This window comes from Polaromonas sp. SP1 (assembly GCF_003711205.1).
Lineage (GTDB): Bacteria > Pseudomonadota > Gammaproteobacteria > Burkholderiales > Burkholderiaceae_C > Polaromonas.
The window spans coordinates 4,232,895-4,247,422 of sequence record NZ_CP031013.1 but is presented as its reverse complement, the minus strand read 5'-3'; the positions used below and the strand labels follow the sequence as shown (position 1 = coordinate 4,247,422).

Sequence of the window (14,528 nt, the reverse complement as noted above, 5' to 3'; positions counted from 1 at the left end):
AGCGCTTTCGCCGGGCCGCCCCACGTTGTCCCAAGCCTTACGGGAATCAAAACAATGACAACTTCAAATCCCCCGGCCGTCTGGCCGCAAACCCTGGTCGGCGCCGGCGTGCTGCTGACCGGCCTGGCGCTCGGCTTCGGCGCCATCGGCATTTCGTCTGAAGCTGGCTATGGCGGCGTCGGGCCCAACTTCCTGCCCTGGCTGGTGTCTGTAGGGCTCACCATTTGCGGCGCCTGGATCATCTGGGAGGCGCAAAGCGGCGGTTTTCGCGAGCTGGACCCGCCACCCGGTGCAGCCCAGGCCTATTGGCCGGGCTTTGTCTGGGTGTCGGCGGGCCTGCTGCTCAATGCGGCGCTGATCACCACCCTGGGCTTCATCCTGAGCTGCACGCTGTGCTACCTGCTGGCGGTGCAAGGCCTGCGCCGCGCGGGCGGCCAGACGGCTGTCAATGCGCCGCGCACCTGGGTCACCGACTTCCTGGTGGGCCTGGCGATTGCGGCGCCCGTGTTCTGGATGTTCACCAAATTCCTGGCGATCAACCTGCCGGGCCTGACATCAACGGGGTGGATCTGACATGGACATTTTTAATGCCCTCATGGCGGGTTTCGCCACAGCCATCACCCCAGCCAACCTGATCTGGTGTCTGGTCGGCTGCGCCCTCGGCACGGCCGTGGGCGTGCTGCCCGGCATAGGCCCGGCGGTAGCGGTGGCCATGCTGCTGCCCATCACCGCCAAGGTCGACATCACGGCCTCGATGATTTTTTTCTCGGGCATTTACTACGGCGCCATGTACGGCGGCTCAACCACCTCCATCCTGTTGAACACGCCCGGCGAGACGGCCAGCATGGTCACCGCGATGGAAGGCAACAAGATGGCCAAGAGCGGGCGCGCCGGCGCGGCGCTGGCCACGGCGGCCATCGGCTCGTTTGTGGCGGGCACCATCGCCACCGTGATCGTCACGCTGTTTGCGCCCTTTGTCGCGGAGTTCGCCGTCAAGCTCGGCCCGCCGGAATATTTCCTGCTGATGCTGCTGGCCTTTACCACGGTGAGCGCGGTGCTGGGCAAAAGCACGCTGCGCGGCATGACGGCGCTGCTGGTCGGCCTGGCCGCCGGTTGCGTGGGCCTGGACCAGATCTCGGGCCAGGGCCGCTACACCGGCGGCATTCCGGAACTGCTCGACGGGATTGAAATCGTGCTGGTGGCCGTCGGCCTCTTTGCGGTGGCTGAAGTGCTGTACGCCGTGCTCTACGAGGGCAAAACGGTGGAAGACCAGAACAAGCTCAGCCGCGTGCACATGACCCGGGCGGACTGGAAGCGCTCGATCCCCGCCTGGCTGCGCGGCACCGCCATCGGCACGCCCTTCGGCTGCATCCCGGCCGGCGGCACCGAGATCCCGACCTTCCTGAGCTACGCGACCGAAAAGAAACTGGCCAGCCCCGACATCAAGGCCGAGTTCGGCACCAAGGGCGCCATCGAAGGCGTGGCCGGGCCTGAGGCCGCCAACAACGCCACCGTGACGGCGGCGCTGATTCCGCTGCTCACACTGGGCATCCCGACTTCCAACACCACCGCGATTTTGCTGGGCGCCTTCCAGAACTACGGCATCCAGCCCGGGCCGCAGCTGTTCACCACCTCCGCCGCGCTGGTGTGGGCGCTGATTGCCTCGCTCTACATCGGCAACGTGATGCTGCTGGTGCTGAACCTGCCGATGGTGGGCCTGTGGGTCAAGCTGCTGAAGATCCCGAAGCCGCAGCTGTATGCGGGCATTTTGATCTTCGCGACGGTAGGCGCCTACGGCATGCGCCAAAGTGCGTTTGACCTGTTCCTGCTCTACGGCATCGGCCTGCTCGGCGTGTTGATGCGCCGCTTTGATTTCCCGACGGCCCCGGTGGTGGTCGGCATGATCCTCGGCCCGCTGGCCGAAGCGCAACTGCGCAATGCGGTGTCCATCGGCGAGGGCAGCGCGATGGTGTTCCTGCAGCGGCCGATGTCGATCACGCTGGTCGTGATCGTGGTGGCGGTGCTGGTGCTGCCGCGCCTGGTGAAGTTCTTCACGGCCAGAAAAACGGCGGGCTGATCGCGGAGCCCGTATCGATGGCATGGAAAATGCTGCTCCCCCGCACGGGCAGGGACTGGATGAATAAACGATCCAGTCCCTGAAAAGCACAAAACCATGAGGCAGGAGGGAAATCATGCCGACTATCCAGCGACGCAAGCTTCTCGGCGGATTCGCCGGCCTGGGTGTGGCCACACTGGGCGGCATGGCCGCACCGGCCTGGGCCCAGCCCGCGCCCAAAAAACTCGCGCCCAAGCTGCGCATCGTGATCCCCGCCATGACGCGCACCGCACTCGATGAAGCCGGCCGCGCGCTGGGCGATGCCCTGGTGGGCCAGGGCCTGGCCGACGAGATCGAGTACGAAAACAAGGAAGGCGCAGGCGGCACCGCCGGCCTGGCCTGGTATGTGCAGAAGTACAACGCCGACCCCACGACCTTCTTCATGGGCGACAGCAACCTGGTCGGTTCGCTGGCGCTTCAAAAGCCTGCCGTCGACCTCACCAGGGTCAAGCCCGTGGCGCGGCTGGTCAGCGACTACCCGGTTGTGGTGGTGGCGGCCGCATCCCCCATCAAGACCATCAACGAGCTGGTCGAGCGCCTGCGCGGCAACCCCAAGCTGATGCCGATGGCCATCGGTGCGGTGGGCGGCGCAGACCACGTCTTCGCCGGCCTGCTGGCCAAGGCGGCCGGCAACCGCCCTGAAGACGCGGTCTACCTGCCCTTTACGCGCAACTTTGAGCTGGTGGATGCCGTGACCGGCGGCAAGGCGGCTATCGGCATTGCGGGTTACAGCACCTTCAGCGCGGAACTGGCCAGCGGCAAGCTGCGCGCCGTGGGCGTGGCGGCCAAGAAGACGGCTTACGGCGTGCGCTCGGTGCGGGAGCAGGGCGTGGACGTGGACATCACTAGCTGGCGCGCCGTGTTCACCGGCCAGGGCGTGCCGGCCGCGCGCCAGGCCGAGATGGTGGAGGCGGTGAAGGCGTCGCTGGCGTATGAGCTGTGGAAGAAGACCCTCAAGCAAGCTTACTGGGAGCAGTCCTGGCTGTCAGGGCCGGACCTGGCCAACTTCATTGACTTTGACTCGAAGACGACGCAGTTGATGGTGCAGTTGCTCAAGCTGAAAGCTTGACCCGCCGCGCTTCTCTTTCTCTTATCGTGTGGCGCCCAGGGCAATAGCCCGTTCACGCGATGCCGCCAGCGCCTTGGCGTCGGCCTGCTCCGCAGGCCAGCCCGCCAGGTGCTGCTGCGCCACATCGGCCAGCCCGGCGATCCATTCGTGGCTGTCGTTCAGGCAGGGGATGTAGCGGAACTCCGCGCCGCCCGCATGCAGGAAAGCCTCACGCGCTTCCATGCTGATTTCTTCCAGCGTTTCCAGGCAGTCGCCGGTAAAGCCCGGGCAGATCACGTCGACTTTCTTCACGCCGGCCTGGGCCATGGCCACCAGCGTGGGCTCGGTGTAGGGTTCCAGCCATTTGGCCTTGCCGAAGCGCGACTGGAAGGTCACCTTGTAGTGCGTGGGCTCCAGGCCCAACTGGTTGGCCAGCAGGCGGGCGGTCTTGTAGCACTCGCAGTGGTAGGGGTCGCCGAGTTTGAGCGTGCGTTCAGGCACGCCGTGAAAGCTCATGACCAGCTGCTCCGCGCGGCCCTGCGTGCGCCAGTGCTCGCGCACGCGCGCTGCCAGCGCGGCGATGTAGCCGGCATGGTCGTGGTAGTGGTTGACGAAGCGGAACTCGGGGATGCGGCGGATGCGCGCGGCCCAGGTGTACACCGCGTCAAACACGCTGGCGGTGGTGGTGCCGCTGTATTGCGGGTAGGCCGGCAGGATGAGCACCCGCGTCACGCCGTCGGCCTTGAGCTGGTCGAGCTGGGAGGCGATGGACGGGTTGCCGTAGCGCATGGCGTAGCGGACCTCCACTGGCTGGCCGCGCACCGCCAGGTAGCCCTTGAGCATCACCGCCTGCTTTTGCGTCCAGACCCGCAGCGGCGAGCCTTCCTTCATCCAGATGCTGGCGTATTTGGCGGCCGACTTTTTGGGCCGCACGCGCAGGATGATGCCGTGCAGGATCAGCCACCACAGCGGCTTGGGAATCTCGACCACACGCGGGTCGCTCAGGAATTCGGCGAGGTAGCGGCGCAGGGCCGGCGCCGTGGGCTCGTCGGGTGTGCCGAGGTTGCACAGCAGGACGGCAGTGGCGGGGGAACTGGAAGGCCCGGCCGGCGGCGCGCCATGGGAGAAGGGGGGCTCAGGATTGAAAGGCGTGAGGAGGCGAGAGCGAAAAGACATGGGTTATTCTCGCTTATCCCATTGATCCTGCCTATGCTTGACCTGACTACCATTAAAGCCATCTCGCTCGACCTCGATGACACTTTGTGGCCCATCTGGCCCGCCATAGAAAAGGCCGAAAAAGCACTGGACGACTGGCTCAGCCGGCACGCGCCCATGACGGCGGCCTTGTTTTCCAACCCGGCGGCACGGCATGAGATCCGCGAGCACGTCACCCGCTCGCGCCCCGAACTCAAATACAACCTCAGCGCGATACGCCGCGAGGCGATCCGGCTGGCCCTTTACCGCTCACGTGAAGACCCCTTGCTGGCCGAGCCCGCGTTCGACGTTTTTTACGCGGCGCGCAACAAGGTCACGCTTTTTGAAGACGCCGTGTTCGCGCTGGAGTTTTTGTCCGGCCGCTACCCGCTGGTGGCGGTGTCCAACGGCAACGCCGACATCAAGCGCATCGGCATCGACAGCTACTTCAAGGCCAACATCAGCGCCCAGCAGTTCGGTGTGGGCAAGCCGGACCCGCGCATCTTTCATGCGGCCGCCGGTGCGGTGGACGTGCTGCCCACCGAAGTGCTGCATGTGGGCGACGATGCGACGCTCGATGTGCTGGGCGCGCTCAACTGCGGCATGCAGACGGTGTGGGTGAACCGCTCCGATCAGCTGTGGGCCCACCCGGCCGTGCCGCACGAGACGGTGGCCACGCTGACCGAGCTGTGTGATTTGTTCCCGCGCTGAAACTGACAGCGTGCCCAGGGTCTTTTCATAAGGGGCTTTTCATGACAGTCAAGATCTACGGTACAGCAGCCTCGCGCGCGGCGCGCCCGCTCTGGCTGGTTCACGAAATGGGCCTGACCCACGAACACATCCCGCTGCCTTACGCCGGCGGGGCCACGCGCACGCCTGAGTTCCTCGCCATCAACCCGAACGGCCGCATCCCGGTGGTGGACGACGACGGCGTGCTGGTGTGGGAGTCCATGGCCTGCGTGCTCTACCTGGCCGAGCGTTTCAAGACGCCGGATGCGCCGCTGCTCGCCGCGCAAAACCATGCGGAGCAGGCCGAGATCCTGCGCTGGAGTTTCTGGGTGGTGACCGAGTGCGAAAAAGACGCGCTGGCGTTTTTGATGCACCGCATCATGATGCCGGCCGACCGCCGCAAGCCGCAGCTGGCCGACGATGCCGAGCGGCACCTGTTGACGCCGCTGCGCGTGCTGGACCAGCACCTGCAGGGCCGCCCCTACCTGGCCGGTGAGCGCTTCACGGCGGCCGACATTTGTGTGGCCTCTGTCCTGGCCTGGGTGCAGGGCGCCGCCAGCCTGATGGCGCAATGCCCGCGGGTGGACGAATGGCTCAAACGCTGCCTTTCGCGCCCGGCTTACCGCACGGTGCGTTTATTGGCAAAAAGTGCCTGAAGCCCAGTCGCTGCCTTGGCATGTAGCTATCTATTTGATAGCAAACCAGGGCTGAACGAGGCCGCTCCCTGTTCAGTGCAAACGCCGGGCTGCCTCCAGCCCCGAGCGCACAGCGCCTTCCAGCGTGGCGGGGTAGGGCCCCTCGATGTAGTCGCCGCAGGCCCAGAGGCCGGGCGCCACATCGGTGCCGGGGCGTTGCAAGCCGGGCGTGCAGGCAAAGGTGGCACGTTTTTCAACAATGGTTTGCACCGCTTGCAGCGGGCCCATGCCCAGGTGCCAGAGTTGCGCCTTGGCCTGCGCCAGCACCTGCGCGGTCAGCGCGGCGCCGTCGCCCGTGCTGGCGCTGATGACAAAGGCCAGCAGGCCGGCCGGGCCGCCCAGTTGCCCGCGGTCAAACACAAATTGCGCCGGCTCGCCGGGCTCGGCCGGCAGGGCCAGCATGGGTTGCTCCAGCCGCGCTTCGGGCGCCCAGGCATAGACGGTGGTCAAGGCCTCGTGCTGCAAGCCGTTGGCCTGGGCCAGCCAGCTGTCGGCGGTCACGCCGCTGCCTTCGACCAGCCTTGCCGCCTCATGCGGCGGGCAGGCGAGCACCACACAGTCGAATGCGGCGCTGACATCGGTGGTCACCACCCAGCTGGAGCCGATCGGCGCCATGGACTGCACGCGGGCGCCCAGCCGTGGTGTACCGCCTTGTGCGGTCAGCCATGCCAGCGCCGCGTCGGGCAGCAGGGCGCTGAGGTCGGTGCGCGGCAGCAGCAGGTTGGAGCCGCCGCTTTCAGAAAAAAGGGAGTCGTGCATCACACGCAAAAACACCTGGCCGCTGGCGCGTTCGGCCGGCGTGTTCAGCGCCGACACGCACAGGGGCTCGATCAGCGCCGCCATCGCGCCGGGCGCCAGGCCGCGGCACAGGTCGGCCACCGACTGGTGGGGCTCGCACTGGAATTTTTTGAGCTGCCAGCCCACCGCGACCTTGAGCATGGAGAACTTGTCGGCCAGCGACCAGCCGTTGGCCAGGATGATGCCGGCCAGCGCGTCCAGCGGCGCCGGCAGGTTGGGCAGCTTCAGCCCGCTGCCGTCCGGGAACTGCAGCGTCAGCGGCATCCGCAGCAGCGCGGTGTCGGGATCAACCCCCAGGTCCCTCATCAGGCGCAGTGTTTCGGCGTAAGCGCCGATCAGGATGTGCTGGCCGTTGTCGAGGGCGACGGACTGGCCGGACACCGTGGCACCCACGCGCCGGGCGCGCCCGCCGGGGATGCGCGTGGTTTCAAACAGCGTGGTCTGGTAGCCCAGGCGCGTGGCCTCCACGGCAGCCGCGCAGCCGGCCCAGCCGGCGCCTATGACGGCAACCCTCATTTAGACAACCCTGCCGAAGGCCTGAGTTTTCCACGCCAGCCAGAACTTGCGCAGCGGCGTGAGGCTCACGCGCTGGTGCAGCACCTGGTAGCCGTCGGCGGCGATTTCGCGCAGCAGCGTGCGGTAGATGCTGGCCATCATGAGGCCGGGCTTTTGCGCGCGGCGGTCGGTCTCGGGCAGCATGGCCAGTGCTTCGTCGTACAGCGCCAGCGCGCGGTCGGTCTGGAACTTCATCAGCGCGGTGAAACGGTCGGAGTATTGGCGCTTCAAAATCTCATGCGCCTTCACGTCAAACTGCTGCAACTCGTTGACGGGCAAGTAAATGCGCCCGCGCATCGCGTCTTCGCCCACGTCGCGGATGATGTTGGTCAGCTGGAAAGCCAGGCCCAGTTTGTGCGCGTAGGCGGTAGTGGCCTCGTCCGTCTGACCGAAGATGCGCGCAGCCACCTCGCCCACAATGCCGGCCACCAGGTGGCAATACTGCCTGAGGCCGGGAAAGTCGAGGTACCGGTTTTGCTCCAGGTCCATCTGGCAGCCGTCGATGACAGCCTGCAGGTGGCGGGCCTCGATGCGGTAGGTGGCGGCCAGCGGCATCAGCGCTTTCATGACCGGGTGCGTCGGCTGCCCGGCATAGGACTTGAGCACTTCGCTGTGCCACCAGGCCAGCTTGGTGCGTGCGACGCCGGGGTCGGTGACCTCGTCCACCACATCGTCGATCTCGCGGCAAAAGGCGTAGAAGGCGGTGATGGCGGCGCGCCGCTCTTTGGGTAAAAACAGGAAGGCGTAATAAAAACTGCTGCCGGATGCGGCGGCTTTTTGCTGGACATACTGCTCAGGCGTCATGCGGCAATTGTCCCATGGGAGTTGAGGCCCGCACCCATGTCAGGAGACTTTGGTGACAGCGATGCGGCTTGCAACGTAGACCTTCAAGGCCAGCACAAGCGCAGTGAGGGCGAACCAGTAAACCAGCACATCGCCAAATTGCCAGAAGAGCCAGAGCGGTGAGCCCAGCTGGCCCAGGAAGGGCAGCAGGAAGGGCTGCAGCCGGGGCGTCCAGAAGCCCAGCTTCGACATGCAGGCCGAGACCAGCGGGTCAAAGCTTCCGGGGCTGCATCCCAGCGTCTGCAGTATTTCGCGTGCCAGCCAGGTGCTCAGGAAGGGCGTGCCGAAAGCGATGCAAAACGCGATGAGCCCGACCAGCAAAATCCAGAAGCTGGCGTGCAGGACCTTGTGCAAGCCTTGTTGCAGGGAAATAGCTGTCGGCACAGGCGCACGCCGCGTGGCCGGCGCCTGGCGGGGGTTTAACCAGGCATGGCGGCTCCAGGCGATGGCGGCCAGCCAGACCAGGATAAGGCCCCAGAAATTACGCAGCAGCATGAAGGGGTAGTCCAGCGGCGTCTCGGCCGACAGGAAAGGCGCAAAGCCGGAGGCCAGGGCATGCTGCAGGAAGGAGCAGGAACCGGTTCTGGGGTCGGCGCGGTACTGGCAGTTGAGCGCGGCCATGACCTGCTCTGCGACGACACCGCCGACCAGCGCCAGGCTGATGCAAAAAAGGAGCAGGCCCCACACCAGCACGCGGTAGGTGGCCGAAGGTGGCCGGCTTGTCTGTGCAGCCTGTGGCGTTGCCATGTACTTCCCTGATGTTTTTGCTTGTTATCTATCCAGTAGCGCTGGTCGTGGGCCTTGGCGCGGCGAAGTCCCTACATCCAGAGTGCACGCCAGCCCATCACCAGCACGTCCCAGGGGCCGAGCTTGGGACGGCGCTGCAGGGTGTTAAAGCCCTGCGCCTCGATCTTGTCCAGGATGCGCAGGCCGCCTTGCACCACCAGTCGCAGCTCCCAGCCGCCGCGGCCCGGAATCCGTTTTGCCAGTTGAGAGCCTTTTAGCATCCTGGCCCTTGTGGATTCTGTGCATTCTGCTATCAAATTGATAGTGGCCGGGTTGACGCTCAACGCCAGCAACTGGGCTTCGTCCACGCCATGGCGGGCCCAGGCGTCGGCCGGCAGGTAGATGCGCCCGCGCGGGATGTCCACGCTCAGGTCTTGCCAGAAGTTGATCAGTTGCAGGGCGGTGCAAATGTCGTCGCTCATTTGCAGTGAGGCGGCATCGTGGATATCGTAGAGGTGTAGCAGCAGCCGGCCGACCGGGTTGGCCGAGCGGCGGCAGTAGTCGTCCAGTTCAGCGTCATCGGCATAGCGCTGCTTGACGGCATCCTGCTCAAACGCGCTGAGCAAATCGGCCAGCAAATTGACCGGCAGCGCGAATTGCGCCATTTGGGGTTGCAGCCGGCCAAAGACCGCGGCCCAGCGCGGTGAGGGCGGCAAGCCCGCCGCAGTCGCCATCAGGTCGGCGCGGTAGGCCGCCAGGTCGTCCAGGCGGGTTTGCGGCGGGGCGTCGCCTTCGTCGGCGATGTCGTCCGCGGTGCGGGCAAACCAGTAAATGGCGGCGATGGGCGGGCGCAGCCGCGGCGGGCACAGCAGCGACGCCACGGGGAAGTTTTCATAGTGCGACACACCCTGGAATGCGGGCGCGGGGGTGGGAGTCGCAATGGGCTGGTGGGGGCCTGGGGTCATGCGGGCGATTGTCGCTTGACAAGTATGGGCAATTACCCTAGATTACTAACCGGTCAGTCAGTAACGATCCGCTGGAGCTGCTTCAACGGCATTATTAAGTGACTTGGCTCCGTCTGCCCGCCCGAGTTTTCATCCGAAACAGACCATGAATAAAACCGTTTTCTCCCTGGTGAGCGCCGCTGCCCTGCTGGCCGCCTGTTCCAAATCCGCCCCACCCGAGGAGCCGGTCCGCGCCGTCAAGGTGATCACTGTGGGAACCAACGCGTTCTCATCGGTGCACGAGTATTCCGGCGAGGTTAAAGCCCAGGTCGAGTCGCGGCTGGGCTTTCGGGTCGGCGGCAAGATCATCAAGCGCCAGGCCGAGCTCGGCCAGCGTGTGAAGGCCGGGCAGGTGTTGGCCCAGCTGGATCCGCAGGACCTCAGGCTGGCCGCCGATTCGGCCCGCGCCCAGGTGGCCGCGGCCACCACAAACCGCGACCTGGCGGCCGCCGACTTCAAGCGCTACAAAGAACTCAAAGAGCAAAACTTCATCAGCGGCGCCGAATTGGAGCGCCGCGAAACCACCTTCAAGTCGGCCCAGGCGCAGCTGGAACAGGCGCAGTCGCAGTTCTCGGTGCAGGGCAACCAGGCCGCCTATGCGTCGCTGGTCGCCGATGTATCGGGTGTCGTGACGGCGATTGAAGCCGAGCCCGGCCAGGTCGTTACCGCCGGCACGCCGGTGGTCCGCATCGCGGCCGACGGCGTGCGCGACGTGGTGTTCTCGGTGCCGGAAGACAAGGTGGCCAACATCAAGCCCGGCTCCGCGGTGAAGATCCGCCTGTGGTCGCAAAGCACCGAATTTGACGGCAAGGTCAGGGAAGTGGCTGCGAGCAGCGACCCGGTCACCCGCACCTACACCGTCAAGGTGTCGATAGATGCCAAAGAGCCCCCGCCGCTGGGCGCCACGGTGTCGGTGATACCCGAGGCGGGCAGCATTGCCGGCCTGCCGGTGATCAAGCTGCCGACCACGGCCTTGCGCCAGGAAGGCAAGGCCACGGCTGTCTGGGTGGTCGACAAGTCCACGATGACCATCAAGGCGCAACCGATCCAGGTCGCCACGGCCGACGGCAACGAGGTGGTGGTGGCGTCCGGTCTGCAGCCCGGAATGCTGGTGGTGAGCGCCGGCGTGCATGTGCTCTCGCCGGGGCAGAAAGTGACTTTTTACCAGCCCAGTGTGGCCCTGGCCGGTGCTACGCCTGCACAGACCGCTATCAATTCTGTAGCAACGTCGTCGGTCGCCCCGACGGCCGCGTCTGCCCCTTCACCTGCGGTATCGGCCGCATCCGCTGCTCCGGCCGCGAAGTGAGGCCGGCATGACGCAAGCTGAACACGACAGTCACTCTGCCGGCGAACTCGCTTCGCCTTCCACCCGTTTCAACCTGTCCAAATGGGCGCTGGACCATCCGGACCTCACACGCTACCTGCTGTTGGTGCTGATGATCCTGGGCTTTGCGTCCTACTTCCAGCTCGGGCAGGACGAAGACCCGCCTTTCACCTTTCGCGCCATGGTGGTGCGCACCTACTGGCCGGGCGCCACGGCCCAACAGGTGGCCGAGCAGGTCACCGACAAGATCGAGCGCACGCTGCAGGAGGTGCCGTTCGCCGACAAGATCCGCAGCTACTCCAAGCCGGGCGAATCGCAGATCATTTTCCAGATCAAGGATTCGTCCAAACCGGCTGACGTGCCGAATGTCTGGTATTCGGTGCGCAAAAAGGTCGGCGACATGCGCGGCACACTGCCGGGCGGCATCCAGGGGCCGTTCTTTAATGACGATTTCGGCGATGTGTATGGCGTGATCTATGCGCTGGAAGCCGACGGCTTCAATTACGCCGAACTCAAGACCTTTGCCGACGACGTGCGCCAGCAACTGCTGCGCGTGCCGGACGTGAGCAAGGTCGAGCTTTTTGGCGTGCAGGACGAAAAAGTCTTTATTGAAATTTCGCAGAAGCGCCTGGCGCAACTGGGGCTGGACTTGAACCAGGTGCTGGCGCAACTGGGCCAGCAAAACGCGATCGAGTCGGCCGGGGCGGTGCAGACGCCGCTGGACGTGGTGCAGGTGCGCGTGGCGGGCCAGTTTGAAGTCATTGAGCAATTGCGCGTCATGCCGATACGCGGCAGCTCCGGCAGCCAGCTGCAGCTGGGCGACATCGCCACCATCAAACGCGGTTATGTGGATCCGCCTTCCGTGAAGGTGCACCACCAGGGCAAGGAAGTGATTGCGCTGGGTGTATCCATGGGCAAGGGCGGCGACATCATCGCGCTGGGCAAGTCGCTCACGGCGCTGTCGGAGCGCATCGAGAAAACCCTGCCGGCAGGCATCAAGCTGGTGAACGTGCAGAACCAGCCCAAGGCGGTCTCCACGTCGGTCAATGAATTCGTGCGCGTGCTGATCGAGGCCGTGGTGATCGTGCTGGCGGTGAGTTTCATCGCGCTCGGCTTTCACAAGCGGCCGCACAACGGCCCCGGCCAGTTGCCGCTGTGGAAGCGCTATTACATCGACATGCGGCCCGGGCTGGTGGTGGGCATCACCATCCCGCTGGTGCTGAGCCTGACTTTCCTGGCCATGTGGTATTACGGCATCGGCCTGCACAAGATTTCGCTGGGCTCGCTCATCATCGCGCTGGGCTTGCTGGTGGACGACGCCATCATCGCTGTCGAGATGATGGTGCGCAAAATGGAAGAGGGCTACGACAAGGTGCGCGCCGCGACCTTTGCCTATGAGATCACCGCCATGCCCATGCTGACGGGCACGCTGATCACGGCCACGGGCTTTTTGCCCATCGGCCTGGCCAAATCCACGACGGGTGAATACACGTTTGCGATTTTTGCGGTGACGGTGATTGCGCTGGTGCTCAGCTGGATCGTCTCGGTGTACTTCGTGCCTTACCTGGGCACCCTGTTTTTGAAGGTGCCGCCGCATGTGCAGGAGGTGGCCGCAGGCCAGGACAGCCCGCACGAGATGTTCGACAGCCCGTTCTACAGCAACTTCCGCAAAACCGTGAACTGGTGCGTGGAGCACCGCTGGCTCACGATAGGCGCCACCGTGCTGATCTTTGTGCTGGGCATTGTGGGCATGGGCAAGGTGCAGCAGCAGTTCTTCCCGGACTCCAGCCGCCCTGAAATCATGGTCGACATCTGGTTTCCGGAAGGGACGTCCTTCGCCGCCAACGAGGCCACGGCCAAACGGGTGGAGGCGCGCCTCATGAAGGAAGAGGGCGTGAGTACGGTCAGCACCTGGATAGGCTCGGGCGTGCCGCGCTTTTACCTGCCGCTGGACCAGGTCTTTCCGCAGACCAACGTCTCGCAGATGATTGTGGTGCCCAAGGATTTGAAGGTGCGCGAGTCCCTGCGCATCAAGCTGCCGGCCCTGCTGGCCACCGAGTTCCCCGAGGTGCGCGGCCGCGTCAAGCTGCTGCCCAACGGCCCGCCGGTGCCTTACCCGGTGCAGTTCCGCGTGGTCGGCATCGACCCGCTGGTGCTGCGCGAGCGCGCCGATGAAGTCAAGGCCGTGATGCGCGAAAGCGGCAACACGCGCGGCGTCAACGACAACTGGAATGAATCGGTGAAAGTGCTGCGGCTGGAGGTGGACCAGGCCAAGGCGCGCACGCTGGGCGTGACCAGCCAGTCGATTGCACAGGCCTCGCGCACCATCCTGGCGGGAACGCCCGTGGGCCAGTTCCGTGAAGGCGACAAGCTCATCGACATCGTGCTGCGCCAGCCGCTGGACGAGCGCAACGCGATCACCGACATCGGCAACGCCTACCTGCCTACGGCGTCGGGCAAGTCGATTCCGCTGACGCAAATCGCCAAGCCGGTGTTTACCTGGGAACCGGGCGTCATGTGGCGCGAAAACCGCGACTACGCCATCACGGTGCAGAGCGACATCGTGGAAGGCCTGCAAGGCGCCACGGTGACGCAGGAGCTGATGCCCAAACTCAAGGCCCTGGAAGCCAAATGGCTGGAAAAAGGCATGCAGGGCTACCGCATCCAGGTGGCCGGTGCGGTAGAGGAAAGCAGCAAGGGCTCATCGTCGATTGTGGCTGGCCTGCCGGTGGCGCTCTTTATCGTGCTCACCTTGCTGATGCTGCAACTGCACAGTTTCAGCCGGTCGATTCTCGCCTTTGTGACGGGCTTCATGGGTATCGCCGGTGTGGCGGGCGCGCTTCTGGTGTTGAACCGGCCGTTCGGTTTTGTCGCGCTGCTGGGGGTGATTGCGCTGTTCGGCATGATCATCCGCAACTCGGTGATCCTGATCGACCAGATCGAGCAGGACCGCATTCGCGGCGTGGCGACCTGGGACGCGATCGTCGAGGCGGCCGTGCGCCGGCTGCGGCCCATCGTGCTGACGGCTGCCGCCGCCGTGCTGGCCATGATCCCGCTGTCGCGCAGCGTGTTCTGGGGCCCGATGGCGGTTGCCATCATGGGCGGCCTGATTGTGGCGACGGTGCTGACGCTGCTGGCTTTGCCGGCCATGTATGCGGCGTGGTTCCGTGTCAAACGGGGTGACAAGCTGGAAGTTCAGCGCCACACGGGCGAAAAGCCATTGCCGGCCTGATTCTCTCTGGCCGCCGGCCCCGGACGCAAAAACCGGGCCCGATAACGGCTAAAATAGAGAGTTGACCGATTTCAAGCGGGGATTCGGAGGTTTTTCGGATTCCCGTTTTTGTTTCCGGCGCGCGGGTGGCGAAATTGGTAGACGCACCAGGTTTAGGTCCTGACGCCAGCAATGGTGTGGGGGTTCGAGTCCCCCCCCGCGCACCACCCTGAGGCTTGTGGGCGGCATTTGCCGCACGCCATGCATTCAGCCGTTGCGGCAAAG

Annotated in this window: 12 protein-coding genes and 1 tRNA gene; 8 read left to right on the top strand and 5 right to left on the bottom strand. The window is 65.0% G+C overall.

Annotation, left to right across the window (positions count from 1 at the left end; translation table 11 throughout):
* Positions 1 to 54: 54 nt before the first annotated feature.
* The 3 genes from DT070_RS19960 to DT070_RS19950 all read left to right on the top strand — a co-directional run bounded on the left by DT070_RS19960 (position 55) and on the right by DT070_RS19950 (position 3,185).
* Positions 55 to 573, top strand: coding sequence for a tripartite tricarboxylate transporter TctB family protein (locus tag DT070_RS19960; protein WP_122956972.1), 519 nt, complete (start codon positions 55 to 57; stop codon positions 571 to 573).
* A gap of 1 nt (position 574) precedes the next feature.
* Positions 575 to 2,077, top strand: a complete 1,503-nt coding sequence (locus DT070_RS19955) for a tripartite tricarboxylate transporter permease (RefSeq protein WP_122956971.1) — start codon at positions 575 to 577, stop codon at positions 2,075 to 2,077.
* Between the two features lie 115 nt (positions 2,078 to 2,192).
* Complete coding sequence (locus DT070_RS19950) at positions 2,193 to 3,185, top strand: tripartite tricarboxylate transporter substrate-binding protein (RefSeq protein WP_122956970.1); 993 nt, start codon at positions 2,193 to 2,195, stop codon at positions 3,183 to 3,185.
* Between the two features lie 21 nt (positions 3,186 to 3,206).
* On the opposite strand, the gene hemH is transcribed toward DT070_RS19950, so the two are convergent.
* Positions 3,207 to 4,340: a ferrochelatase gene (hemH, locus tag DT070_RS19945; RefSeq protein WP_122956969.1), complete on the bottom strand. Its 1,134-nt coding sequence runs from the start codon at positions 4,338 to 4,340 to the stop codon at positions 3,207 to 3,209.
* A 33-nt stretch (positions 4,341 to 4,373) separates the two neighbouring features.
* Between hemH and DT070_RS19940 the strand changes: the two genes are divergently transcribed.
* Together DT070_RS19940 and DT070_RS19935 are read left to right on the top strand one after the other, a co-directional pair.
* Positions 4,374 to 5,069, top strand: a complete 696-nt coding sequence (locus tag DT070_RS19940) for an HAD family hydrolase (RefSeq protein ID WP_122956968.1) — start codon at positions 4,374 to 4,376, stop codon at positions 5,067 to 5,069.
* Positions 5,070 to 5,110: 41 nt separating this feature from the next.
* A complete protein-coding gene (locus tag DT070_RS19935) occupies positions 5,111 to 5,743 on the top strand; it encodes a glutathione S-transferase family protein (protein WP_122956967.1) in 633 nt (210 codons plus the stop codon).
* Positions 5,744 to 5,815: 72 nt separating this feature from the next.
* Here DT070_RS19935 and hpnE read toward each other — a convergent pair whose 3' ends face one another.
* The 4 genes from hpnE to hpnC form a co-directional block, all read right to left on the bottom strand.
* Positions 5,816 to 7,096, bottom strand: coding sequence for a hydroxysqualene dehydroxylase HpnE (hpnE, locus tag DT070_RS19930; RefSeq protein WP_122956966.1), 1,281 nt, complete (start codon positions 7,094 to 7,096; stop codon positions 5,816 to 5,818).
* Positions 7,097 to 7,939 carry a presqualene diphosphate synthase HpnD gene (gene hpnD / locus DT070_RS19925; RefSeq protein WP_122956965.1) on the bottom strand — a complete coding sequence of 281 codons (843 nt, stop codon included), beginning with the start codon at positions 7,937 to 7,939 and terminating at the stop codon, positions 7,097 to 7,099.
* Between the two features lie 39 nt (positions 7,940 to 7,978).
* Positions 7,979 to 8,725, bottom strand: a complete 747-nt coding sequence (locus DT070_RS19920) for a hypothetical protein (protein ID WP_122956964.1) — start codon at positions 8,723 to 8,725, stop codon at positions 7,979 to 7,981.
* A gap of 71 nt (positions 8,726 to 8,796) precedes the next feature.
* Positions 8,797 to 9,669 (bottom strand): squalene synthase HpnC, encoded by an 873-nt coding sequence (hpnC, locus tag DT070_RS19915; protein ID WP_122956963.1) that lies wholly within the window; start codon positions 9,667 to 9,669, stop codon positions 8,797 to 8,799.
* A 145-nt stretch (positions 9,670 to 9,814) separates the two neighbouring features.
* On the opposite strand from hpnC, the gene DT070_RS19910 reads away from it, so the two are divergent.
* The 3 genes from DT070_RS19910 to DT070_RS19900 all read left to right on the top strand — a co-directional run bounded on the left by DT070_RS19910 (position 9,815) and on the right by DT070_RS19900 (position 14,470).
* The gene (locus DT070_RS19910; protein ID WP_122956962.1) at positions 9,815 to 11,014 is read left to right on the top strand and encodes an efflux RND transporter periplasmic adaptor subunit; all 1,200 of its coding nucleotides are present in this window, start codon (positions 9,815 to 9,817) and stop codon (positions 11,012 to 11,014) included.
* Between the two features lie 7 nt (positions 11,015 to 11,021).
* On the top strand, positions 11,022 to 14,264 hold the full coding sequence (locus DT070_RS19905; RefSeq protein ID WP_122956961.1) for an efflux RND transporter permease subunit: 3,243 nt from the start codon (positions 11,022 to 11,024) through the stop codon (positions 14,262 to 14,264).
* Positions 14,265 to 14,383: 119 nt separating this feature from the next.
* Positions 14,384 to 14,470: transfer RNA gene (locus DT070_RS19900), tRNA-Leu, on the top strand.
* Positions 14,471 to 14,528: the final 58 nt, after the last annotated feature.